This window comes from Clostridium sp. BJN0013, from assembly GCF_040939125.1.
Classification (GTDB): Bacteria; Bacillota; Clostridia; order Clostridiales; family Clostridiaceae; genus Clostridium_B.
This window is the reverse complement of record NZ_CP162495.1, coordinates 326,964-348,750: the sequence shown is the minus strand read 5'-3', so window position 1 is coordinate 348,750 and position 21,787 is coordinate 326,964. Positions and strand designations below refer to the sequence as shown.

26 protein-coding genes, 5 tRNA genes and 1 riboswitch are annotated in these 21,787 nt (G+C 29.9%); of the genes, 4 read left to right on the top strand and 27 right to left on the bottom strand.

The genetic code is table 11. The features are described from left to right. Positions 1 to 87: 87 nt before the first annotated feature. The 14 genes from AB3K27_RS01945 to AB3K27_RS01880 all read right to left on the bottom strand — a co-directional run bounded on the left by AB3K27_RS01945 (position 88) and on the right by AB3K27_RS01880 (position 6,833). Positions 88 to 795: an MBL fold metallo-hydrolase gene (locus AB3K27_RS01945; RefSeq protein WP_368489582.1), complete on the bottom strand. Its 708-nt coding sequence runs from the start codon at positions 793 to 795 to the stop codon at positions 88 to 90. Next, positions 788 to 931 (bottom strand): hypothetical protein, encoded by a 144-nt coding sequence (locus AB3K27_RS01940; RefSeq protein ID WP_368489581.1) that lies wholly within the window; start codon positions 929 to 931, stop codon positions 788 to 790. Before AB3K27_RS01940 ends, AB3K27_RS01945 begins: the two co-directional genes overlap by 8 nt. A gap of 17 nt (positions 932 to 948) precedes the next feature. Then, positions 949 to 1,287, bottom strand: a complete 339-nt coding sequence (locus AB3K27_RS01935; RefSeq protein WP_368489580.1) for a hypothetical protein — start codon at positions 1,285 to 1,287, stop codon at positions 949 to 951. A gap of 2 nt (positions 1,288 to 1,289) precedes the next feature. Further along, complete coding sequence (locus tag AB3K27_RS01930; protein WP_368489579.1) at positions 1,290 to 2,162, bottom strand: pre-toxin TG domain-containing protein; 873 nt, start codon at positions 2,160 to 2,162, stop codon at positions 1,290 to 1,292. Between the two features lie 12 nt (positions 2,163 to 2,174). Then, positions 2,175 to 2,897, bottom strand: coding sequence for a hypothetical protein (locus AB3K27_RS01925; protein WP_368489578.1), 723 nt, complete (start codon positions 2,895 to 2,897; stop codon positions 2,175 to 2,177). 58 nt (positions 2,898 to 2,955) lie between these two features. Beyond that, positions 2,956 to 3,255, bottom strand: coding sequence for a hypothetical protein (locus tag AB3K27_RS01920; protein WP_368489577.1), 300 nt, complete (start codon positions 3,253 to 3,255; stop codon positions 2,956 to 2,958). Further along, positions 3,256 to 3,699 (bottom strand): DUF5081 family protein, encoded by a 444-nt coding sequence (locus AB3K27_RS01915; RefSeq protein ID WP_368489576.1) that lies wholly within the window; start codon positions 3,697 to 3,699, stop codon positions 3,256 to 3,258. A gap of 15 nt (positions 3,700 to 3,714) precedes the next feature. After that, positions 3,715 to 4,005, bottom strand: a complete 291-nt coding sequence (locus AB3K27_RS01910) for a hypothetical protein (RefSeq protein WP_368489575.1) — start codon at positions 4,003 to 4,005, stop codon at positions 3,715 to 3,717. A 31-nt stretch (positions 4,006 to 4,036) separates the two neighbouring features. Continuing rightward, a complete protein-coding gene (locus tag AB3K27_RS01905) occupies positions 4,037 to 4,372 on the bottom strand; it encodes a hypothetical protein (protein ID WP_368489574.1) in 336 nt (111 codons plus the stop codon). A 156-nt stretch (positions 4,373 to 4,528) separates the two neighbouring features. Beyond that, positions 4,529 to 4,873 (bottom strand): hypothetical protein, encoded by a 345-nt coding sequence (locus tag AB3K27_RS01900; protein ID WP_368489573.1) that lies wholly within the window; start codon positions 4,871 to 4,873, stop codon positions 4,529 to 4,531. A 450-nt stretch (positions 4,874 to 5,323) separates the two neighbouring features. After that, positions 5,324 to 5,797 (bottom strand): helix-turn-helix domain-containing protein, encoded by a 474-nt coding sequence (locus tag AB3K27_RS01895; RefSeq protein WP_368489572.1) that lies wholly within the window; start codon positions 5,795 to 5,797, stop codon positions 5,324 to 5,326. A gap of 509 nt (positions 5,798 to 6,306) precedes the next feature. Further along, positions 6,307 to 6,444 carry a hypothetical protein gene (locus tag AB3K27_RS01890; protein ID WP_368489571.1) on the bottom strand — a complete coding sequence of 46 codons (138 nt, stop codon included), beginning with the start codon at positions 6,442 to 6,444 and terminating at the stop codon, positions 6,307 to 6,309. A 39-nt stretch (positions 6,445 to 6,483) separates the two neighbouring features. Next, a complete protein-coding gene (locus AB3K27_RS01885; protein ID WP_368489570.1) occupies positions 6,484 to 6,642 on the bottom strand; it encodes a hypothetical protein in 159 nt (52 codons plus the stop codon). Further along, positions 6,627 to 6,833 carry a DUF2281 domain-containing protein gene (locus tag AB3K27_RS01880; RefSeq protein WP_368489569.1) on the bottom strand — a complete coding sequence of 69 codons (207 nt, stop codon included), beginning with the start codon at positions 6,831 to 6,833 and terminating at the stop codon, positions 6,627 to 6,629. The genes AB3K27_RS01885 and AB3K27_RS01880 overlap by 16 nt, the downstream gene beginning before the upstream one ends. Before the next feature lie 556 nt (positions 6,834 to 7,389). Here AB3K27_RS01880 and AB3K27_RS01875 point away from each other — a divergent pair. Continuing rightward, positions 7,390 to 8,595, top strand: a complete 1,206-nt coding sequence (locus AB3K27_RS01875; RefSeq protein ID WP_368489568.1) for a MerR family transcriptional regulator — start codon at positions 7,390 to 7,392, stop codon at positions 8,593 to 8,595. A gap of 35 nt (positions 8,596 to 8,630) precedes the next feature. Here the strand turns inward: AB3K27_RS01875 and AB3K27_RS01870 are convergent, their stop codons facing one another. The 6 genes from AB3K27_RS01870 to AB3K27_RS01845 all read right to left on the bottom strand — a co-directional run bounded on the left by AB3K27_RS01870 (position 8,631) and on the right by AB3K27_RS01845 (position 14,960). Beyond that, the gene (locus AB3K27_RS01870; protein ID WP_368491146.1) at positions 8,631 to 8,915 is read right to left on the bottom strand and encodes a YbaK/EbsC family protein; all 285 of its coding nucleotides are present in this window, start codon (positions 8,913 to 8,915) and stop codon (positions 8,631 to 8,633) included. A 66-nt stretch (positions 8,916 to 8,981) separates the two neighbouring features. Next, on the bottom strand, positions 8,982 to 9,671 hold the full coding sequence (locus AB3K27_RS01865) for a hypothetical protein (RefSeq protein ID WP_368489567.1): 690 nt from the start codon (positions 9,669 to 9,671) through the stop codon (positions 8,982 to 8,984). Positions 9,672 to 9,687: 16 nt separating this feature from the next. Beyond that, positions 9,688 to 10,077 carry a tautomerase family protein gene (locus AB3K27_RS01860; RefSeq protein WP_368489566.1) on the bottom strand — a complete coding sequence of 130 codons (390 nt, stop codon included), beginning with the start codon at positions 10,075 to 10,077 and terminating at the stop codon, positions 9,688 to 9,690. 980 nt (positions 10,078 to 11,057) lie between these two features. Next, complete coding sequence (locus tag AB3K27_RS01855) at positions 11,058 to 11,738, bottom strand: ComF family protein (RefSeq protein WP_368489565.1); 681 nt, start codon at positions 11,736 to 11,738, stop codon at positions 11,058 to 11,060. Continuing rightward, the gene (locus AB3K27_RS01850; protein ID WP_368489564.1) at positions 11,711 to 12,721 is read right to left on the bottom strand and encodes a hypothetical protein; all 1,011 of its coding nucleotides are present in this window, start codon (positions 12,719 to 12,721) and stop codon (positions 11,711 to 11,713) included. Before AB3K27_RS01850 ends, AB3K27_RS01855 begins: the two co-directional genes overlap by 28 nt. Next, positions 12,708 to 14,960 carry an ATP-dependent RecD-like DNA helicase gene (locus AB3K27_RS01845; protein WP_368489563.1) on the bottom strand — a complete coding sequence of 751 codons (2,253 nt, stop codon included), beginning with the start codon at positions 14,958 to 14,960 and terminating at the stop codon, positions 12,708 to 12,710. The genes AB3K27_RS01850 and AB3K27_RS01845 overlap by 14 nt, the downstream gene beginning before the upstream one ends. Before the next feature lie 426 nt (positions 14,961 to 15,386). On the opposite strand from AB3K27_RS01845, the gene AB3K27_RS01840 reads away from it, so the two are divergent. Beyond that, a complete protein-coding gene (locus tag AB3K27_RS01840; RefSeq protein ID WP_368489562.1) occupies positions 15,387 to 16,442 on the top strand; it encodes a nitrogenase component 1 in 1,056 nt (351 codons plus the stop codon). Between the two features lie 41 nt (positions 16,443 to 16,483). Then, complete coding sequence (locus AB3K27_RS01835) at positions 16,484 to 17,587, top strand: ABC transporter substrate-binding protein (RefSeq protein ID WP_368489561.1); 1,104 nt, start codon at positions 16,484 to 16,486, stop codon at positions 17,585 to 17,587. Between the two features lie 184 nt (positions 17,588 to 17,771). Here AB3K27_RS01835 and metK read toward each other — a convergent pair whose 3' ends face one another. The 6 genes from metK to AB3K27_RS01805 form a co-directional block, all read right to left on the bottom strand. Beyond that, positions 17,772 to 18,947 (bottom strand): methionine adenosyltransferase, encoded by a 1,176-nt coding sequence (gene metK / locus AB3K27_RS01830; protein WP_368489560.1) that lies wholly within the window; start codon positions 18,945 to 18,947, stop codon positions 17,772 to 17,774. 67 nt (positions 18,948 to 19,014) lie between these two features. Next, a riboswitch (SAM riboswitch) is annotated at positions 19,015 to 19,118 on the bottom strand. Between the two features lie 76 nt (positions 19,119 to 19,194). Next, positions 19,195 to 19,279, bottom strand: a tRNA-Tyr gene (locus tag AB3K27_RS01825). 5 nt (positions 19,280 to 19,284) lie between these two features. Then, positions 19,285 to 19,360, bottom strand: a tRNA-Thr gene (locus AB3K27_RS01820). A 21-nt stretch (positions 19,361 to 19,381) separates the two neighbouring features. Then, positions 19,382 to 19,457, bottom strand: a tRNA-Val gene (locus AB3K27_RS01815). Positions 19,458 to 19,465: 8 nt separating this feature from the next. Then, a tRNA-Tyr gene (locus AB3K27_RS01810) sits at positions 19,466 to 19,550 on the bottom strand. Positions 19,551 to 19,555: 5 nt separating this feature from the next. Continuing rightward, a tRNA-Thr gene (locus AB3K27_RS01805) sits at positions 19,556 to 19,631 on the bottom strand. A gap of 412 nt (positions 19,632 to 20,043) precedes the next feature. Here AB3K27_RS01805 and yyaC point away from each other — a divergent pair. After that, on the top strand, positions 20,044 to 20,583 hold the full coding sequence (gene yyaC / locus AB3K27_RS01800; RefSeq protein WP_368489559.1) for a spore protease YyaC: 540 nt from the start codon (positions 20,044 to 20,046) through the stop codon (positions 20,581 to 20,583). A 101-nt stretch (positions 20,584 to 20,684) separates the two neighbouring features. Here yyaC and AB3K27_RS01795 read toward each other — a convergent pair whose 3' ends face one another. After that, entirely contained in the window at positions 20,685 to 21,716 is a 1,032-nt protein-coding gene (locus AB3K27_RS01795) for a rod shape-determining protein (RefSeq protein ID WP_368489558.1), read from the bottom strand. Positions 21,717 to 21,787: the final 71 nt, after the last annotated feature.

The window sequence follows — 21,787 nt, the reverse complement described above, 5'->3', positions numbered from 1 at the left end:
TAAAACCTCATAGCAACAACCTTTTAGAAACATCTAAGACATGGAACTATTGGTATATCTTAGGTACAAGTTTTTGCGTAAGTACTGTTATTTATATACTTCAACAACATTAAACCCTTTGTCTTTTATTTCCTTCTCTGATATATGTTTATCAAGATGCATACAGTAAACCGTATTTCTAAATTTAGGCTGTACTATGCTACAAAGTTTTCTTAATGATAAGTGATTATTTCCTTTATAGTCTAATCCACATGTATCTTGATAAACTCTATAAATTTCTCCACTTATAATCATGTTAATAACATTAACACTTATATTATTTGCATCACCACTATAGTAAAATGATTTCTCTTTTATTTTCATTATAAATCCATATGCTGGTATTGTATCGACATGAGAAACGGACAAAAATTCTATACTGAACTTTCCTAGCTGTATATCATCCGCATCTATTCTCTCACAACTATTGAGTTTATACATTTCAACACTTACACCTATACTAGTTAGAAAACCTTCAATTAGTTCCTTATTAGGAAAGAAAATAGTTGGTATATGTTTCAAAATATAATATGAATAAAATATTACTTCTCCAAGGCTTCCTACATGGTCAGGATGTGTATGAGTTACAATAATATACAAATTTTCAAGTCCATCGAATAAATTTAGTTCTTGTAATCTATGAAAAACAGTTCCTCCACAATCAATAAGAAGTAAGCTACCATTTTGCTTTACAAAAGCACTTGTATTTCCCATTTCTGTATTAAAAGCACTTCCCATACCAATAAAACTAAGCATTTTCCCCTCCAATATTAAGCATTAGGTTATCATTTTTTGTTAAATCCATTTTTCGGAATTTTAGAATTTCATCATAGCTCAATAGCGAACCATCAACTCCATTGTCTTTAGCAAATTGAGCTAATAGCATTTCCATTATGTCACAATTAAAAATTATTCATACCATTCATCTCTTAAATAGATGTCTTTTGAAACCATTGATTCCACATCATTTTCATCACAAAAATTAATAATCTCTCCAATTAATAATTTTACATCCGTATTTTTAACTTCAAATCCTCTATGTTTATTCCAAATATTATTTACTTTTATAGGTATTCCATACTCTTCCATCCTATTTAAAAAATCTCTCATAACCATTGAAAAGGCTGGATTCTTAAAATGATAATTTAACCATATTACAGTATTTTCATTATCAATAGCTTCAACTCTAAACATAAAATCATTATATTTATACCATATCTTATTATGTTTTCTTTTTTCTTCATGCATAATTAATTACCTCCGTATATATCATATAATCCTGTTACTACATCCATTGCAGGATTACTTCTTACGCTTGAATAAATAGCCTCTTCCCATGAACCATATTTTTTATATAATTGGTCTGTTGTTGGTCCTTCAGCTCTTTGATATTCTTCCAAGTTTCTTTGTTTCATTGCTTCTAATCCATCATAATTATCAGATTTAATATAATTATTAATTCTATCTTGATTTCTTTGTTCAACTTTCATTCTAGCTATATCTTCCATTGAATATCCATCATTTTGCAATTTAGTTATTTCATCTTTCAACATTGCTTTCTTTTGCTGAAGATGCTCGTGATATCTGATTCTTTCACTCTGTGCATATGCAACCTCATCCGTATTTGTCCAATCTACTCCAAAAGAATTTAATTTTGATTCTGGTTTTAATGAATATCCATACACTGCATCTGGATTTTCAATAACATCTTTTCCAACCTTTGGATTTTCTAATGGATTGCTCTTATATATTGAATTAGGGTTACCCGCCCCCTCAGATGCCCCTTCTCCCTTACCAACAATCTTTTTAGTTATATTCTTAGCAAGTTTTTCAATTCCACTAGCTCCACCAGCACCATTCATTGCAAATACAGTTCCGTTACTTAATTTGCCTGCTGCCTCTTCTACTTCTGGTGACATTCCTGTTTTTATTCCCTTGTATATCTTTCCTAGTAGACTTCCTGCACCTAGAGTACCTAGTCCAAACAATTGATCTCCTGTACTATAGTGCTTTCCTGATACTAAATCCTTTCCTTCAACTATTTCACCTGACATTTTAAGTTTACCAAATACTGGTATGAAATCTGCTGCAATAGATGCTGTTCTTTCACCATTCGTAATCAAAGTCTGATGAAGTTACCATTTTTTTATGTAATCATCACAACTATTTATTTTTTCCTTATCTATTTCCGAATCAAATATAAGCTTACTAATAAAATCTGGCAGGAATTTTGAAGCATTTTCTGAACTATACTTTGGCAAACTTGCATTATAGGCATCTATTTGAGATTTTATCTGTTCATACTCTTGATGCATAGCCATTGATATTCTTCCAAAGCCAAGTAGGTCTTCCAAGCCTATTTTATCCTTGTTAATTCCATCTGATACTTTTGTATTCATATCAAATATCGATGCAGGTCTTTTTCCTTGTATTCCTACATTGTTATCTATTCTTATATCTTGCAACTTCGAATCTCTTAGCTTTTTTATTGTTTTAACCAGATCATTATAGAATACATCATCTACTTCTCTTTGATACTCCCCTATAAATCCATCATTGCTGCTATGACCTACAGTACTCATATTATAATTATATCCACTACTACTATTTTGTCCAGCACCACTAGATACTGCTCCGAAAGCCTTATATTTATCCATGTATTCTTCAATATGTTCCATATTATTCTTTATTGATGTATAATCCACATTTCCTAATTCGTCATGAGCGTTTATTTCTTCAAATGCTTCCTTGCTAGTTTCCTCTATCTTATCCAGGACTGGAAGCATATCATTTAGCATGGAGTAAGCAGCAGTAGTTTTCTTAGATAAAAGATCTGAATCTAAAATATACTTTCTCATTTTGCATTCTCCTCATATCCTTTTCATTTTGCTCTTGACATATTACCAATTTGCTACGCTACACCATATTTGCATCATAACTTTCTGCTTCTTCTTCATCTTGCTTACTTAAATTTTCTAAACAATAATTTACATAATACTCTGCTTGTCCATAAAAATAACTTAATGTATTTAAATTTTTAACAAAATTATCTGACAGCACTTTCTCATCATTCCCAGCTTTTCCTAAATACATTCCTATAAAACTTTCAAATGTTTGTTGATACATTGTGGATGCATCACTTACTAACTCTGATGCTTTACCTATTTTGTTTGCAATATTTTTTAATTCACCACTTACCTTTATGGTATCATCCATTTATTTAATTTCATTTAATATAAAATTATTAGGTTCTATTATTTCTTTTTCGCTATCCTCTACCTTTGTATTATTCCATAAAAATTGATAATTTTTTATTATCTCATACAGCATAAGAGATTTGCTTGTTCTCTCAATAATAAATTGTCCTTTTTCTCTGTTCTTTAAAAATACTAAAAAATCAGTCTTATCTAGTGATATTAATAAATTATTAATCCATATGTGCCTTTTTGCCTTTTTATATTTTTCTAAGTTACTAATAATTCTAAACGATTTTTCATTTAATCCATTATTACTTTGTAGTATCTTTTTCTTAATTAATGATTTTTTTGGTGAATTTTCACCTTTATCATTACTAATCAAAGTTTCAACGGGATTTATACCCAAAATCGGTGTTCCATCTAGTGCCCTATTTAGATAGTATAATTCACTTGCACTAATCATTTTCATTCCTCCATACTACTTCCATAAAGATGGCATTTTACCGCTGTGCATATATTCTTCAGCTTTAGTTTCTAACTTAACCATTGTGTCTACATTATCTTTAGCTACACTTAGAAGCATTTCGTGATATTTTTTTAATATTGTCATCAAATCTATTGCTGATTCTTTACTCTTCCCTTTCCATACATCTGTATTTAAAATTGATAATACCTCATTAACTGTATCTAAAGACTCTTGTAAAGTTTTATTACCATTCATAAAATTTCCTATGTCATCATGTATACTATTATCTAATCTATAAAGCATCTTTTATCTCCTAACTAAAATAATTATTTTTCTAATTATCACATTCACATGCTTCTTCATATAACTGTCTATACTTGTTATATAATTCATTAGCTTTAGCTCTTTGGTTATCAATAATACTTATATCATCTTCAATTTTACCAAATAGTTGATTAACTTCCTTGCTAAAATCCTCTGATTTATAATTAAAATTATCCATAACTTCCCCTTGAAGATTATAGCTTGCTTCATATACAGTGTTAAAGTCTTTAAAATCTGTCCTACAGCTGTCTAAATATCTATCAAGCTCTTCCTTATATGATGCTAATTTGTCTCTAGCTTTTTCATATTCAACCATTTTTGTTTTATAATACTCTTTTCCGCTCATTATTCCTCTCAATCCAATATTATGTAATTTTAAATAATTATATAATACAATAAAATTACATACTTTTGCAACATAATATACGCATAAACCTCAATAAGTAATATGTAGTTAAAAAATAATTTTATAATCTTTTGCAGTATCATTTGGATTAATGCTTCAAATAAAAAATTTCAATAGATTAAAAAAATAAGTTAAAAAACTTCCAATCTTTGCATGAGGATCTGACCCATTACAAAAATTGAAATACTTAGGCGATTTTATAATTACCTTATCTATAAGGGCTATAAACAGACTATCATCAAATTCTGTAAGAGGCTCACTTCCATTACCTATGCTTTCCTTTATATATTCTACTTTTTCCTTATTGTAATATTTATCATATATTTGCTTTCTAAGCTTTAATTGAACCAATTCACTTAAGTCCTGTTCTATTTGGGTTATTTCCTTTGAAGTTTTTGAAATGTTAGCTACTATAGTATCTTGATTTGTAAATTTTCCCATATTATCTAGAAATATTTTAAAAGAGCCTTTATCAGCAACCATATAGTTGAATAAAAGCTCTATTTAATATTAAATCATCATCTGCGTTTTAAAGTCTTCCCCCTCACTTCTCACAGTATAACTTTCCCACAAAGCCATATTTATTAGTATATTTTCTATTCTGTACATTGATTCTAAATTTTTATTATCAGCACTCTTTTTAATTTCTGCTTTCTTCCTGCCTTGTCTGAGGAAATATATTCAACTGCTGCTACAAAAACTATTGCAATATGCTTAGTTTTTATAGCAATCTATTCCGCTAAAAAGTGCACACCCCAAGCTAAAAATGCACACCCCTCTATCCAAAAACTCTAGGAGTGTGCATGTCCAATATAAAAATCAATAAATCCAAGTCTCAAATCTTAAAATTTCCAACTGACTTTTCTCAAAAAACGCTAAAAGTCATTGAAATCAAGAACTTTCTATTGTATCAATATTATAGTTTATGTATGATTGATAGTTATATACCTCATAATCCGACATTGGCTCGTCTGCATCACCAACTCCTATATATGACCCCTTTTGAATTCCCACACCTGAATAATAACAAGGTTTTTCTTCCTTTGGAATTTCAGATATTTCTGCTGATACTACAAACTTTCCTTTCATTATTTCAAGTACAGTAAAAATAGGCCTTATTTTTGGTATCATTAAATTACATTGTTGTACAACTTTTTTCTGCAAGTCGTTAACATCATATACTCCAACTACTTCAAAATCTCTCCTCTCATCTACTCCAAATATAATAATTCCACCGCCAGATTTATTGGGAAAACTAGAAATAGTATCATATAATTTTTTAGGACAATCAACATGTGCTGCCTTTAATTCTATATCCTCAGTCTCAGATTGCATATTCTGTACAAATGTAGAAAATATATACACAAATGAGTATGGAAGATTTTATTTTTCCATATAAGAAATTGAATCATAATGGAGTAGAAAGAGGGATTTGAACTATTGAAAGCCGCTATCCATTGATACTACTTGATTTAAGCAATGTTTAAAGCAAAATTACTACAATTAATACTACATCCCCAATAACCTTTAATACATATTATTGTTGAATAGTTACCTTTTTCTTTAATCTCCCGTTAAACAAGCTATTTTTTTGAACGTAGTAAAAAATATAACTTGTTTAAGGTTTCCTTACAACTGAAAAAGTCCGTTTATGCACTTCCTAGGTTTTTAGGGGGAATATCTCATTTAAATTAAAAGCACTGGCCAATCTTCTTGTCTGAACAATGGCAGAGTTAAATCTTGGCCAGTGCCTCATAAATTTAAACTTATTCATTTTTGTACTATGACTTGAGATATATCACAACTATATTGTGATATATTGTTTTTTACCATATAGGAAAATAAAATAATTACGCCTATTATAATAAAAATATCTACCCTTCTGTTAAAATCCTAATAACCGTTTCAGTTACTTTGTTCATTTTTCCGTCAGCTAAATGCCCAATTTTGTAAATAATTATATTTTCGTCAGCTGTAAATATTTTATTAGATCTTATATTGCTATCTTTCATTAATGATCCTTTAGTAAAATCATCATTAATGAGCTTAATTCAATATATGTCACATATATTTTTACTTGTTATCTGCGAAAGTATTAAATCATAACCTTCTAGATTGGCTAATACCAATGCCGGACGTCTCTTTGAATTGGATAAATCAGAAAATGGAAAGGGCACAACAACTACATCACCTTCTATAAATTCTCCCATGCTTTATCCTCCTCTGGATCAAGCCAATCCTTTGCTAAACTCTTTTCACTTGCAAGTGTTATATCATCTATTTTTAGATTTCTATCTTTATTATTCTTAAATTCTATATAATCTATATAATCTGATACTTCCTGTAATAAGTGAGGTGGTAATGCTTCGATTTTTTTTACTACAGCATCTACGTTAATCATATTTCACCTTCCCTAAATCAAATTTATATTATCATTATATATTATTTTTTACTAATTAACTACATAAAGAATTCAACAAGAGAATTTAATGCTTGTAAAAATATTGAGCACAATAAAAAACATTATACTTTTTAATGCCTTGCAGTTTCTATTTTATTTATCCTAATCTTAAAAATTAAGAAGCAACATATGTAAAGGAAAAAACATAATTGCCTTTTTAGATTACAGCATAAAATAAGAACTATACGTATCCAAAAGCAATATTTTAAACGCAATTCAGACCTAAGTAGTGGAGCTATAACAATACCAAATGAAGTACGACTTTCAAGATTTTATAGAATATTAGGGAAATAGCAATTACTAGTTTTTATTTCGTTTAGAAAAATTTAAGTGATATTAATGATTTTTAGAATTAAAAAATTTTTTAAAGTGTTGACCCTAACATTATGTCATAGTATAATATAAAAATAGAGTTTGAAGATATAAACTAAAACTCATAGCCGACAGAGTATTTGGCAGCATTGACAGCTCTAAAATCAAAGTTGAAGGTAAAGTTATGAGAACAGTAAAACAAGTTTCGGATTTAACAGGAGTAAGTGTGCGTATGCTTCATCACTATGACAAAATTGGATTATTAAAACCAACTAAATTAACAGAAACAGGCTACAGGATTTATGACGATGAGGCTCTTGAAACTTTGCAGCAGATTTTGTTTTTTAAAGAACTTGATTTACCACTGAAAGAAATTAAAGAAATCATAACTAGCCCTCACTTTGACAAGATGAAAGCACTAGAAAGTCATAAAAAGCTAATCGTTTTAAAACGAGATAAATTAAATAGCTTGATAGAGCTTATAAATAAAACTTTGAAGGGAGCGAATACGATGAGTTTTAAAGAATTTGATATGACTGAATATTATAATGTATTAGAAGAATTCAAGAAAGAAAATAAAGATAAAGTAATCAGAATTTATGGTAGTGTAGATAATTATAATGAATTTATTGAAAAATGTAAATCTAAGGAGGATGAGATTGCTAAAGATGCTATAAAGCATTATGGAAGTATAAAAAAATTTACTGAAGCTTTGAAGAAAAATTTAAATAATAGTTTGGCAATAACTAAATCAGAACAAATTGATAAGTTTAAAAAAGATTGTCTTTATGATAAGCATCCCAAATTAAAAGAGCTATATAAAAAACTTACAGCTGACTTAAGTAAAGATCCTTCTTCAGATGAAATTCAACAAATTGCTGGTGAAATAACTAATATAGCTAAAAAAGATTATGAAGCTTTTAAAACTAACATGGGAGACTATTATTGGTACACTATGGTAAAATTTTACTTAGTATTTCCTAAGGAAATAAAAGTTGATAAGAAATATGGTGGAAGTGGTATATCATGGATAGAAGAAATTGATAAGAAATATGGAGAAGGTGCGTCTAAATTTATTGGAAAAGCTTTAAAAATTTATTTGGGGGATTATGAGCCTAAAATAGAAACTCTATATAAAAAGCTTAGATCTAACCTAAGTAAAGATCCTACTTCAAAAGCGATCCAGCAAATTGTTTCTGAAATAGCAAATGAGACCCGAAAAATACATGAAACTTTAAAAGTAGATGAGAGAGAAAATTATTTGGGGTATATGGCAGATTTTTATTTATTAAAGTCTGAATTTATAAAAGCAACAGATAAAAAATATGGAAATGGTGCATCTAAATTTATTGGAGAATCCCTAAAGTTTTATGCTGAAAATAATAAGTAATGAATTAAAAGAGTATGTTAATCATATAATAATAGCTAAATACTCAATAGAAGTCTCTTATCAATTATATATGGCAATGGGATTTCAAGTATTGGAACATTACCAACTGAAAATCCCGTTATCAATTTAACTTCGTCTTTAGTCGTTAATTTAACGTTTTTACAATTTAGCAAGCATTTTATTTCCTTGAAATTTACATGACCTCTTTCACCTGATATAACTAGTACATAAAACCCTTTAGCAGTATATATTATTAATGTTGGTGCCATTTGAGCAATATCAATTTTAAAATAGTCAGCACCTTCTTTTGCTGTATAAATAGGCCTATCATTTTCAGAGGTTTATCTGCTTCATTCCATATGATTGAATTGATGAACCAAGTACTATTATTGAACCTTGATTACTAACATTTCGTTTCCACCTTTCACAAATTCATAATTTACTTTTACTGTTTCAATTTCATATTTAGAAAAGCATTTATCTTCTATTAGCCTGTTAACAAACAGAGATTTCTCACATTTTAAATTGACTATTGGAAATACTCTTATTTCCTTTGATGTTATCCTTACTAATTCCTCAATAACCTTTTTGTGGAATTTATAACCTAAATGCTCATCATACATAAACAGAAAGTGTGATACAAGAGCTATATTAAACTGTTTATCTTTAAAATGGCTTTTAGGGTACTCAGTAGTAACATATTCCACCCTTGAATTTTGTTTAAAATCCTGAATAAATGTCTTATACGCTTTTTTACGGTGTCCTTTTAAATGTTTAATGTCTTTAAAATACTCCCACTTATACAAATCTTTAATCTCTTCCATTTTTGTCATTGTTATTTCTAAATCTTTTGCACACTTTTCTTTTATTTTCTTAGCTGAAAAACAATAAATTCTATCAGAAGCAGTAACATCATATCCTAAAGTTCTAGCTTCTGCACAAAAAGAACTAACACCTGAAGCTACATCCAATATTCTCTCACTTTTACTTATATTATGAATATCAAACATCCTATAATATTCATTAAAAGTTCTTCCTATTAGAACGATATTCTTTAAGTCCAATTTCTTCTCCATATCATCCACTCCAAAACTATATTTCGATATTGTAATTTAAACTTAATTCATCTCCTGGTAATCCTCTTATTCCCCAATTATGGCTAGAAGTCTCAAAAATTGTTAGTTCAATATCATTAGGCATAATATTTAGTTCTTCTTGGATTCTTTCAAGTAAAAGCTTTATTAATTTTTTCTTTGCTTCAGTAGTTCTTCCCTCAAATATGCTAACTTCAGTTATTGTATATTTTTCTGTTCTGTTGGTTTGAAAGTAAAAATCCTCTCTATCTAAAGGAAAGAATCTATAGAATCTCTTATCTCCAGGCATCTGAAAAACATCCACTACACAAGGATGAATAACCTCTGATAATTTTCCCTTAATATTATTTAGGTTATTCTTTAGATCATATACTTTAATTTGGCTCATTTTTTAACCTCCTAAGTTTGTCTATCTTAAATAACAATGATTATTTCTAAACCATAAGTTTAACATGAATATCATCCTTTCCATAAATAGTTTTATAAACAAAAAAGCCACTTTATCCCCATATGGGACAAAGTGACTGCTATGCCACCCATATTTATTTTTTATACTAATATGAAAATAACAGCTAAAAGTTCTATAAAATAAAAAAACACTTCACCCTAATAAGGGCAAAGTGAACATTATGCTATACCACCTTAATATAAAATCAGCTTTTTCAGGTACGGAGATTACTCGATACTCTGTCCTTTTAACGGTGGACTATCCGTTTATTGCTACTTCTATTTCACATCACATCTCGGAGACCCATTCAATATAGACTACAGCATTTGGCTCTCACTATCCCAAATTCGCTTTAGCTAAATTCCCATATCTACTACTTCTCTTCACCGACTTTTACTCTTATTTTTTACATCATATACCTGTTTGCGTAAAAAGTCAATATGGCAGTAAATTTTAAATTTATCAAATGAAAGTATATTTACTCTTTAAATCGCATTGTTTATTTTACCACATAAAAACACTAAAAAATTCAACTATGAATAATTTTGCACCATATCATAATTATGGTCATGACCTTATTGAAGCAGAAGTACTACCCAAGAACATAGCCATTTTCTCTAAGGCGGGAATAAGGCGGGAATATTTAAAATCAAATTAATATAGCAGCCTTAAAAAAGGCTGCTACAGTTGCACGATTGGTGCATTTGTGAGTTAGTTGACCTGGTCTTTGCCCCCACACTCGCCTGCTGGAACGTTCACTACCCGGAATTACCCTCTCACTACTAATCCTCTCGTATTTTACGGCAGGACTTACTTCTAAACCGCACCATGCTCATTAAATATTTTATTCAACTTACGTGGATCGTTTTGCCTGCGACTAGCATCGATTTTCAACCACAAACCTAACCCAACTAATAAAATTATACCTTACTTTTGGCTCCAGTCAATATATTAATTTTTCCCCCCTTACCCTTAATAAGCTCACTACAACAATAAAAGGCTGTAGCACCAGTAGTTAATACATCGTCTATTATTAAAATACTTTTATTTTCTATGGAATATCTATCATTGAACTTAAAACTTCCTTGAATATTATCCCACCTATTCATTTTGCTCAATCCAATTTGATCTTTAGTGTCCTTTATTTTATTCAGACAGGATACAACAGGTTTATCCATACATTTCCCCAGTGTTTTTGCCAGATATTCACTTTGATTGTATCCTCTTTTTTTAATACTTTTCTTTGTCATAGGTACATAAGTTATAATATCAAACTCAATTTTATTATTAAATATTGTATTTTTCATGTACTTCGCTATAACTTCTCCTGCCTTAAAGGAATTTTTATATTTTAACTTTAAAATAAGTTCCATCATACTTCCAGAATAATAAGCACTGCTATAACATCTGCACTGTTTATTATGAACTTTTATATTAAAACTATCTTTGCAAATTTTTACATTATTTTCACAAGCAGTACATATAATTTCATCTTCATATAAATCCTCTCCGCATAATATACATTTTCCATCTCCGCAATACACTAAATCCAGTACACAATCCAATAAAAACCTTAGATTTTTAATAACCCTATTTTCCATGCTTTCCTATTAAAATTCCTGGTTATATTTTTAGCTTCTTCCATATGTACACTTTCTAAATTAGCCAATAATATAACCTCTTCTTTTAAGCTATTTTCACCTCTTCCTATATCTCTTCCTCTGCATAAATAGACAATTTTTTTATAATCAAACTGTGGATTATCCGCAAAATATACCATTACATCGCATTTTTTTACATTGCATATATCTCTATGAAAAGAATTAGTTATTAATATGTCATTTACCCCGTGTAAAAATTCTTTGAGTAACGTTTCATTAGATTTTCCATCAAAAAAAGGTATAATATTTTTACTAAAGCTTCTACAATATTTATAAATATACAGGCATACATTTTGTAATTTTTGTTCATTTGGAACATATATTATAGTTTTTTTTCCTATATCCATAGACCATCTTAAATATTCGTATACAACAAATGGTATGTTCTCATTTATATTAAGTCTTGTAAGTATTAACCTTGGTTCCACTATTTGTATCCCTTTTCTAACTGGTATAAATATTTCTCTTGAGTGTTTGAATATATTCTCTATAGAATATATAATAACTTTACTGTCTTTGCAGCTTAATTTATCAATCAAATCAAATATTTCATATTTATTGTATTCAGAAAAACTATTTATATCATCATATATAATTAATTTAAACTTTTCTTTTAACTTTATGGCATTTTCGAAATTACATACCTTTAGCTTAGATTCTATACACTTTTCTGAATTTTCCACATATGCATAATCCACAACTTTTCCATACTTTTCTATATTCTTTATTATATCAATATTACCCAATTCCTCATTAGTTATATAAATTACATTCTTGTTTTCAGTTACATAACGTTGAATAATCTGAATAAAACTCTTAGTTGAATTATACGGAACAGAAATAACACTTAAAAAAGATTCTTTAGTAAAACTCCACTTTAATATCTCTTCACTTATTTCTTCTTTCCTATCAATGAAACTCATTTTGTTCCAAAGTAACATCCACTTCACTCTCCATTATATCCATTATTCTATATTTTAATAAGGAATACCTTTCAAAACTTTTATTATTACCTATCATAAAGCTTAAGGCTCTTAAATCTCCTACAAGCACCACCATCTCTTTTGCCCTAGTTATAGCTGTATATAATAAATTTCTGTTCATAAGTAAAACTGACCCCATAAATATAGGAACAATAATAACAGGAAATTCACTACCCTGACTTTTATGTATAGTTATGGCATAAGCCAAATCTAGTTCATCTAAACATATACTATCGTATACAACTCTCTTTTCTTCATCGAATATAACAGTTACTGTGTTTTTTTCTTCATCAATGTCCTCAATATATCCAAAATCACCATTAAAAATCCCCATACCTTTTCCCTCTTTTTCTTCTGAAATTCCTGTCCATTTTAAAGTATAGTTATTTTTAATTTGCATTACTTTATCTCCAACTCTAAAAATCATATCTCTAAAGCACTTTTCTTTTTTATTATCACTTCTAGGATTTAAAACCTCCTGAAGTTTTCTATTTAAATTTGATACTCCTAAAATTCCTTTTCTCATAGGAGATAATATTTGAATATGTTTCATTTTATCCCAATGCTCATTGAATGCTGGTAATCTTTTATTTGCTAATTCTACTAAAAGATTTAATATGTTAGAGAATTCCAAAGATCTTATAAAATAAAAATCTTTAAATTTCTTATTTAAGATTGGCATTTCTCCTGAATTTATTTTATGGGCATTTACTATAATCATGCTTTCTCTTGACTGTCTAAATATTTCTTTTAACCTAACTACTTTAATGCATCGGCTATCTATAAGATCTCTAAGTACATTTCCAGGTCCTACAGAAGGAAGCTGCTGTGAATCTCCTACTATTATAAGTCTTGTTTTTAATGAAATAGATTTTAATAAATTATTCATCATTACTATATCTATCATAGAAGCTTCATCTATAATTACTACATCACATTGAAGAGGAGATTCTTCCCCCCTAGAAAAAAATAATGCTTCCTCATCACTTTCCACACCTATTTCAAGTAATCTATGTATAGTTTTTGCCTCTTTATTAGTTGCCTCTGACATTCTCTTCGCAGCCCTTCCGGTAGGTGCAGCCATGAGAACTTTCAAGTTAGATTTTTCAAATAACTGAATTATACAATTAATTATAGTAGTCTTTCCTGTTCCAGGTCCTCCTGTTATTATTTCTACACTATTTTCTACTGCCCCTTTAATTGCTTCTTTTTGTGAAAGATCGAATTTTATGTCATTTGTCTTTTCAAAATTTTTAATTTCTTCATGTATATTCAAATCTATATTTTTATACTTGTTGAAAGCTAGAGTTAATATCTTCTTAGTTACACTTAATTCACAATAATAATAGGTCATAGAAAATACACAGACCTTATCTTGCCATTGTTCTAACTTTATTTTCCCATTTAAGGAACTTTCATATATATTTTTCTCCAATTCTTTTTGAGTCACCCCAAGTATATTCATTCCATTTTTTATCAATATATCTATAGGCATATAAGTATTTCCCATGCTGCAAAATTTATTTATTAAATATTTTATACCACTTTGTATCCTAAAAGGAGAATCTTTTTCTATGCCAAGACCCCTTGCTATTTTATCTGCTATCTTGAATCCTATTCCTGATATTTCTTCTGTAAGAATATACGGATTTTCTTTTACCATATTTATAGAGTTAGCTCCTAACTTTTTGTATATTTTTACACACTGATTAGGAGTCACTCCATAAGTTTGCATAAATATCATTATATTTCTTATCTCATATTGCTTACAATAAGATTTTTCTATTAAGGATATTTTTCTTGCCCCTATACCCTCTATTTCTTTTAGCCTTTCTATGTTGCTATCTAGTATATGAAGGGTATCTTTTCCAAACTTTTCTACTATTTTTTTTGCAGTAACCGGTCCTATGCCTGATATAATACCTGAAGACAAATATTTTTCTATACCAACTAAGGTATCTGGAATTATCTCTTCAAATATTTTAACTTTAAATTGATGCCCAAATTCAGGATGAATTACCCATTCTCCTGAAACCTTTAAATTTTGTCCTTCTATTATATAAGGTATACATCCAACTATAGTTATTGTATGTTCTCTCTCTTTCATTTTAGCCACCGCATACCCATTATCCTTGTTCTGAAATATTATATCTTCTACAACTCCCTGTAATTCCTGCATATAACTCACCTTAATATAAAATTATTTATAAAATTTTAAAAATGTAATAATGCTATTTACATCATTATTATACACTTACACGTTATAAAAATATATACAAATGTTTTTGTACAACATTTAATCTTATAGCATTTTACAAAAAATAATCTAAAAACTCTCCAAAGTAAAATTCAAAAAAATTATATAATAAAAATATCATATACGAAAATAAAAGGCATTATAAATAATAAATTATCAATAAAATATTGAAAAAATTATTGAAATATAATTTTTCTTATATTATAATAAACACAAAATTATGCTAAACATAATAAAATTACATGAAACATAATGAATCATTACAATAATAAACTTATAAATAATATGTTATATATTATTAAGTTATTATTTGAAGTATATATTTTAAAATCTCAAAAGGGGGTATCTATGTACAAAGAAAAATTAGAACATAATAATACACACAATCTAACTTTTATGCAATGTGCAGAATGTCAGTCACCTATTATTTCAAATATTCTTTCTACAATAAAAGGTAATGTAGTAATTATTCACTCACCTTTGGGATGCGCATCATCATTTGTGGATTTTAATCTTAAATTTAAAATAGGATTAAAAAAACGCGGTTTGCCTATTGAAAATGCAAAGTTAATTAGCAGCAATATCACAGAGATGGATATACAAAATGTTATTGATTCTATCCAGGATAATTATTCAATTCCTTTAATCACAATTACCTGCAAACTTTACAATTCTAAGGCATGGGGTTCTGGATTTAACTTCAAAAAAGCCGGAGGCTTGAATAAACTCATAAGAACTACCCATAAAGAGGGAAAATTTTATAATGTTATTAATTTTAGTAGTAATGATGATATAAAAGAAATACTTAATAAAATACCCGTTAAGTGGAATCATATCTCTTGCTATACAGATTATGAGTGTTTAGAAAAAATGGGAAGTGCACAAGGTACTCTATTAATTTCTGCTGACCGTTTCAGCAAATATATTGCAAATTGGCTAATGGAAAGATTAACTGAAATGTTAACTCGTTATGACAGCACCTTCCCACAACGTTTCTTTACTATTGGAAAGTCTACATATATATCTGGAATTACCAGATTTTTAGTAAAAGAATTGGGTATGATACCAGGATGCCAATATATAGTAGATGATCCCCCTTATAAATACAGAGATAAGATAGAAAACAGTTTTAAAAATATAACTAGTGAAATATCTTCAGCAATTACCTTCGTAAATGATGGAGAAAAAATTATTAAAAGTATCAAGGAAAAAATTGAAGATTTAATTCCTTTAATTATAGGCAGCAGCTGGGATTCAATAATTGCTTCTAAGTTGAAAGGATATTTCATTTCTATAAGTCTTCCTATTTCAGATAGGTTGATACTCAATAAAAGTTATGTTGGATATGAAGGAAGGCTAGCTTTTATAGAAGATATTTTTTCCTGCATATTAAGAGGATTATAAATCAAAAAGATATTACAATAAAATAATAAAGGAGAGCTAATATGAAAAAAACAAATTCAAAAATTTTAATTTTATTTATAGTAATTACAGTTATGCTCATGTCAATTATTAGTACAGGCTGTGGAAATAAAAAAAATAGTACATCCACCAAGCAAGAGAATTCAACATCCTCAACAAGAAAAATAGTTGATGGTACTGGTAAAACAGTCACAATACCCTATGAGATTACTAGAATAGCTGCATCTGGAGCTTTGAATCAGATAGTTTTAATACTTGGTGGAGCAGATAAATTGGTGGCAACAGCCCAAGGGGTTCAAACAGGTTTTTTTCCTAAAGTTTATCCTAGGATAACAGAAATTCCCGCTGCCTACACAGGTTCAGGCCCTGGAACTTTAAACATGGAGACTTTACTTAAAGCAAACTCACAAGTAGTTTTTGGTACATTTACTCAAACTGAACAAGAAAGACTACAAAAAGCTAATATAGCTTTTCTAGGACTAAAATTAGAAACTCCTGAAGATATAAAAAATACTATTACTATGGTTGGAAAAGTACTTGGAGAAAGCGGTGAAGAGAAAGCTAAAAAATTTAATGAATACTATGATAATAATATAAAATATGTTAGTGACAAAACTAAGTCTAGTGAAAAAGTTAAAGTATTTGTTGCCAGTGGTACCCCAAAAGGGTCACTTACCACAATTGGTTCCAATGACATAAATACTTCCTACATAGAGGCTGCTGGAGGTATAAATATAGCTTCAGAAAATATTTCTAAAGAATCTAGCACTAGCAATGAAGGTACCAGTGTTGATTTTGAGTTTCTATACAAAAATCAGCCAGATGTGATTATAGCCACAAGTAAAAACACTTACGATTATATCATGGACACAAGCAGTTCAAATCAGTGGCAATCTCTAACAGCTGTAAAAAATAAACAAGTTTATCTTAATCCTAAAGGAGTATATTTATGGTCTGTAAGAAGTGCAGAAGGTGCATTACAACCTTTATGGCTAGCCAAAAATCTCCATCCCGACTTATTTAATGATTTAGATATTAAGCAAAAGGTAAAAGAATTTTATAAAAATTACTACTATTATGATCTATCAGCTAATGACATAGAGGACATATTAAATCCCAAAAAATAAATATGTATTAAGTATTTTATATAATACAAAGAATCAGCTTCCTTTGATGGTAATGCTGTCATTGCCATGTGGGTTCTATTGAGGACGTATTATGTAAAATATACTAACATACTTAACTGAGTATCTATTAAAAACAATTAAAATAAAAGAACTCCGCATAATACAATACAGAGTTCTTTTATTATTAAAAATAACCTTTTATATCATTAACTTTATTTAACCTTTCCCAAGGTAAATCTATATCAGTTCTTCCAAAATGTCCATAAGCTGCAACTTGCCTATATATAGGTCTTCTTAAGTCTAGGTCTCTTATTATAGCTGCTGGCTTTAAATCAAATACTCTATTTACTATATCAATTATCCTCTCTTCTGATATCTTTTGTGTGCCAAAAGTATCTACACTTATTGATACAGGTTCTGCTACACCTATGGCATAAGCAATTTGTATTTCTAGCTTGTCAGCAACTCCAGCAGCGACTAAATTCTTAGCCACCCACCTAGCAGCATAAGCAGCAGATCTATCGACTTTAGTAGGATCTTTTCCTGAAAATGCCCCGCCGCCATGTCTTCCGTAACCGCCGTATGTATCAACTATTATCTTTCTTCCCGTAAGTCCAGAATCTCCCTGAGGACCTCCAACTACGAACCTCCCTGTTGGATTTATAAAATATTTAGTATTAGAATCTAAAAATTCTGGTGATACAATAGGTTTTATAACATTATCTATTATATCTTTTTCAATTTGCTCCCTGGTCACAAATTCATCATGCTGTGTAGATACTACTATTGTATCAACTCTAATTGGTTTATTATCCGCATATTCTATAGTAACCTGTGTTTTTCCATCCGGTCTTAAATAATTCAATATACTTTCTTTTCTGACTTGTGACAACCTCTTTGAAAGTTTATGGGCTAAGTTTATAGGCATAGGCATATATTCTGGAGTTTCGTTTGTTGCAAATCCAAACATCATACCTTGATCTCCAGCTCCTATAGCATCTACTTTTTCCATTTTACCTACTTTGGCTTCTAAGGATTTATCAACTCCCATAGCTATATCTAATGATTGTTCGTCAATTGAACTCAACACAGCGCAAGTATCACAATCAAATCCATATTTAGCTCTAGTGTACCCTATTTCCCTTATAGTTTTCCTAACTACTTTAGGAATATCAATGTAACAATTGGTAGATATTTCTCCCATAACTAAAACCATACCTGTAGTAGTTGCAGTTTCACATGCCACTCTCCCCTGGGGATCCCGTTCTAAAATAGCATCTAAAATAGCATCTGAAATTTGATCGCACATTTTATCAGGATGTCCTTCTGTAACTGATTCAGATGTAAAAAGTCTTCTCATTCTTAATACCTCCCTATATAAAATAAAAAACCACTTCAGTAAGAAGAGGTTAAATAAATTAACTACTCTCTTATCTTGCAGACTTTTAACTGCCGGAATTGGCACCTTGGTGACCACACACTGGTTGCCGGGCTTCACAGGGCCTTTTCCCTCCACCTCTCTTGATAAGAGCTTTTATATAATGAATTTTCTTGGTTATGAAAATAACAAATTAAGTAAAATAAAAAACACCTAAAAGTGCCTTTTATGGTGGAGGAAGATGGATTCGAACCATCGAAGTCACTGACAACAGATTTACAGTCTGCCCCCTTTAGCCACTCGGGAATTCCTCCGCATTTGGTGCTGGCAGTAGGCTTCGAACCCACGACCTACTGATTACAAGTCAGTTGCTCTACCTGCTGAGCTATGCCAGCTTATTTTATTATTAAATGATGTGGTGGGCACAACAGGGATCGAACCTGTGACCCCCTGCTTGTAAGGCAGATGCTCTCCCAGCTGAGCTATGCGCCCAATTTTTATGGTGGAGGAAGATGGATTCGAACCATCGAAGTCACTGACAACAGATTTACAGTCTGCCCCCTTTGGCCACTCGGGAATTCCTCCGAATCTGGTGCTGGCAGTAGGCTTCGAACCCACGACCTACTGATTACAAGTCAGTTGCTCTACCTGCTGAGCTATGCCAGCTCATTCCCAGACTATGTATCTTTATAGAATATAAACACACATACCTAACGTAGATTAGTATACATTCTCATTCATTTATTTTCAAACCTACTATACCCGTATAATATAATATTAAAGGTTTATTACTCCATATTTCTTTAGATCCCTTTAAAAATCATATGTATATGGTTGAAATTTAATATTTTACCCGTTCTCATCATATACATTATATATAATGTTCTCTATCAAGTAATTCTTAGGTTTAGGTAGAGTTTACTCATAAGGAACGCTTTCCTCCATCTGAACCCTAGAAGAACTTATCCAAGGGCATAGTGTACTCATCCCCTCACTTTGAAGAAGATGGGAGTGTTAGCTAATTGCTTGCCTTCGGATAAAAACATTTATAAGGTTATACATAAAGGAAGGTGAATATATGAATAGAGTAAAAGTCAATTATAAAAATCCTGTGTCCTACCATGAACTTGCCTACTTTCTAAAGAATTACATTAATAAAGATACTATTATTGTATGTATTGGTACAGATAGATATATAGGAGACTGTTTAGGTCCTTTAGTAGGTAGTCTACTAAAATGCAAACACTTTCCTTTACCTACTTACGGTACAATTTCAGATCCTATACATGCTTTAAATATAGAAGATAAATTAAAACAAATAAAGTTAATTCATCCCTATAGTACTATTATAGGGATAGATGCTTGTTTAGGGAATCCAGAAACCATAGGAGAAATTCAAGCAAGGGATTTCCCTGTTCATCCTGGTAAAGGCGTAGGAAAGTCTCTTCCAAATGTAGGAGATTATTCAATAATAGGCATAGTTGATTCAAATGAAAATGAAAATCTCTTTAGTAACTCTAGTAATATTCGTCTGAATTTAATTTTAAATATGGCTGAAGTAATACTTTATTCATTAATTCATTCATATTATTTATATTATAACAATATATTATCTTAAGCCTATACAACAAAAAAACTAACTTAAATAAGTTTAATTTACAGTACAATAAGTTAGAGTTTGCTCTTTTAATATCTTAAAAATATATTTATTCCATATAGTTAATCTATTAATGTTATATCATCACCAGTAAAGAAAACTTCCATTTTATCTAAATATTCAAGAACTTTGCCTGTACCTAAAGCCACACAGGATATAGGATCTTCAACCACATAAACAGGTACTTTTGTAATTTCTCTTATTAAATCACTTAGTCCATTTAATAATGATCCTCCACCAGTCATAAAAATACCTTTTTCAGCTATATCCGCTGCTAATTCTGGTGGAGTTTTCTCTAATACTGCATGAGTTGTATCCGCTATAGAATTTACAATTTCCTTTAATGCTATTCTCATTTCTTCTGAGGACACTGTTATATTTTTAGGAAGTCCTGTAACCAAATCTCTTCCCCTTATTTCCATAGTCACTTCTTCTTCTCTGTCAAAGGCAGAACCTATATTTATTTTTAAATCCTCTGAAGTTCTTTCTCCAATCATTAATTTATGTTCTTTTCTGATATATTTCATTATAGCTTCGTCAAACTTATCTCCTGCTATTTTTATAGAGGATCTTACAACTATTCCTCCTAAAGAAATCACTGCCACATCCGTAGTTCCTCCCCCTATATCTATTACCATATTACCACTAGCTTTAGTTATGTCAATTCCTGCACCAATGGCTGCAGCTAATGGTTCTTCAATCAAAAACACCTTTTTTGCACCTGCATTTTTAGCTGCATCAATTACAGCTCTCTTTTCAACTTCAGTAGATTCACAAGGAACACATACTACTATTCTAGGTGCTGACATTCTTTTTTTCCCACAAGCCTTACCTATAAAATACTTTAACATCTTTTCTGTTACATCATAATCAGATATAACTCCATCCCTTAGTGGACGAATAGCAACAATATTTCCTGGTGTTCTCCCTATCATTTGCCATGCTTCTTCTCCCACGGCAAGCACTTTATCTCTAGTCTTATCTATAGCAACAACTGAAGGTTCTTTTAAAATTACCCCTCTACCTTTAATGTAAACAAGTACCGTAGCCGTGCCTAAATCTATACCCATATCAGTTCCTATATTAAAAAACATTCCTCTTTCACTCCTAATCTTACTAGCTTTTCACAATAAAAATATAAACTTATCATATTTATTATCATATC

What these genes read in the sequence shown, in the direction of transcription:
- AB3K27_RS01945 (WP_368489582.1), bottom strand. Translation starts at nt 795, where the DNA reads ATGCTTAGTTTTATTGGTATGGGAAGTGCTTTTAATACAGAAATGGGA.
- AB3K27_RS01940 (WP_368489581.1), bottom strand. Translation starts at nt 931, where the DNA reads ATGGAAATGCTATTAGCTCAATTTGCTAAAGACAATGGAGTTGATGGT.
- AB3K27_RS01935 (WP_368489580.1), bottom strand. Translation starts at nt 1,287, where the DNA reads ATGCATGAAGAAAAAAGAAAACATAATAAGATATGGTATAAATATAAT.
- AB3K27_RS01925 (WP_368489578.1), bottom strand. Translation starts at nt 2,897, where the DNA reads ATGAGAAAGTATATTTTAGATTCAGATCTTTTATCTAAGAAAACTACT.
- AB3K27_RS01920 (WP_368489577.1), bottom strand. Translation starts at nt 3,255, where the DNA reads ATGGATGATACCATAAAGGTAAGTGGTGAATTAAAAAATATTGCAAAC.
- AB3K27_RS01915 (WP_368489576.1), bottom strand. Translation starts at nt 3,699, where the DNA reads ATGATTAGTGCAAGTGAATTATACTATCTAAATAGGGCACTAGATGGA.
- AB3K27_RS01910 (WP_368489575.1), bottom strand. Translation starts at nt 4,005, where the DNA reads ATGCTTTATAGATTAGATAATAGTATACATGATGACATAGGAAATTTT.
- AB3K27_RS01905 (WP_368489574.1), bottom strand. Translation starts at nt 4,372, where the DNA reads ATGAGCGGAAAAGAGTATTATAAAACAAAAATGGTTGAATATGAAAAA.
- AB3K27_RS01900 (WP_368489573.1), bottom strand. Translation starts at nt 4,873, where the DNA reads ATGGGAAAATTTACAAATCAAGATACTATAGTAGCTAACATTTCAAAA.
- AB3K27_RS01890 (WP_368489571.1), bottom strand. Translation starts at nt 6,444, where the DNA reads ATGAAAGATAGCAATATAAGATCTAATAAAATATTTACAGCTGACGAA.
- AB3K27_RS01885 (WP_368489570.1), bottom strand. Translation starts at nt 6,642, where the DNA reads ATGGGAGAATTTATAGAAGGTGATGTAGTTGTTGTGCCCTTTCCATTT.
- AB3K27_RS01880 (WP_368489569.1), bottom strand. Translation starts at nt 6,833, where the DNA reads ATGATTAACGTAGATGCTGTAGTAAAAAAAATCGAAGCATTACCACCT.
- AB3K27_RS01875 (WP_368489568.1), top strand. Translation starts at nt 7,390, where the DNA reads ATGAGAACAGTAAAACAAGTTTCGGATTTAACAGGAGTAAGTGTGCGT.
- AB3K27_RS01865 (WP_368489567.1), bottom strand. Translation starts at nt 9,671, where the DNA reads ATGGAGAAGAAATTGGACTTAAAGAATATCGTTCTAATAGGAAGAACT.
- AB3K27_RS01860 (WP_368489566.1), bottom strand. Translation starts at nt 10,077, where the DNA reads ATGAGCCAAATTAAAGTATATGATCTAAAGAATAACCTAAATAATATT.
- AB3K27_RS01855 (WP_368489565.1), bottom strand. Translation starts at nt 11,738, where the DNA reads ATGGAAAATAGGGTTATTAAAAATCTAAGGTTTTTATTGGATTGTGTA.
- AB3K27_RS01850 (WP_368489564.1), bottom strand. Translation starts at nt 12,721, where the DNA reads ATGAGTTTCATTGATAGGAAAGAAGAAATAAGTGAAGAGATATTAAAG.
- AB3K27_RS01845 (WP_368489563.1), bottom strand. Translation starts at nt 14,960, where the DNA reads ATGCAGGAATTACAGGGAGTTGTAGAAGATATAATATTTCAGAACAAG.
- AB3K27_RS01840 (WP_368489562.1), top strand. Translation starts at nt 15,387, where the DNA reads ATGTACAAAGAAAAATTAGAACATAATAATACACACAATCTAACTTTT.
- AB3K27_RS01835 (WP_368489561.1), top strand. Translation starts at nt 16,484, where the DNA reads ATGAAAAAAACAAATTCAAAAATTTTAATTTTATTTATAGTAATTACA.
- metK (WP_368489560.1), bottom strand. Translation starts at nt 18,947, where the DNA reads ATGAGAAGACTTTTTACATCTGAATCAGTTACAGAAGGACATCCTGAT.
- yyaC (WP_368489559.1), top strand. Translation starts at nt 20,044, where the DNA reads ATGAATAGAGTAAAAGTCAATTATAAAAATCCTGTGTCCTACCATGAA.
- AB3K27_RS01795 (WP_368489558.1), bottom strand. Translation starts at nt 21,716, where the DNA reads ATGTTTTTTAATATAGGAACTGATATGGGTATAGATTTAGGCACGGCT.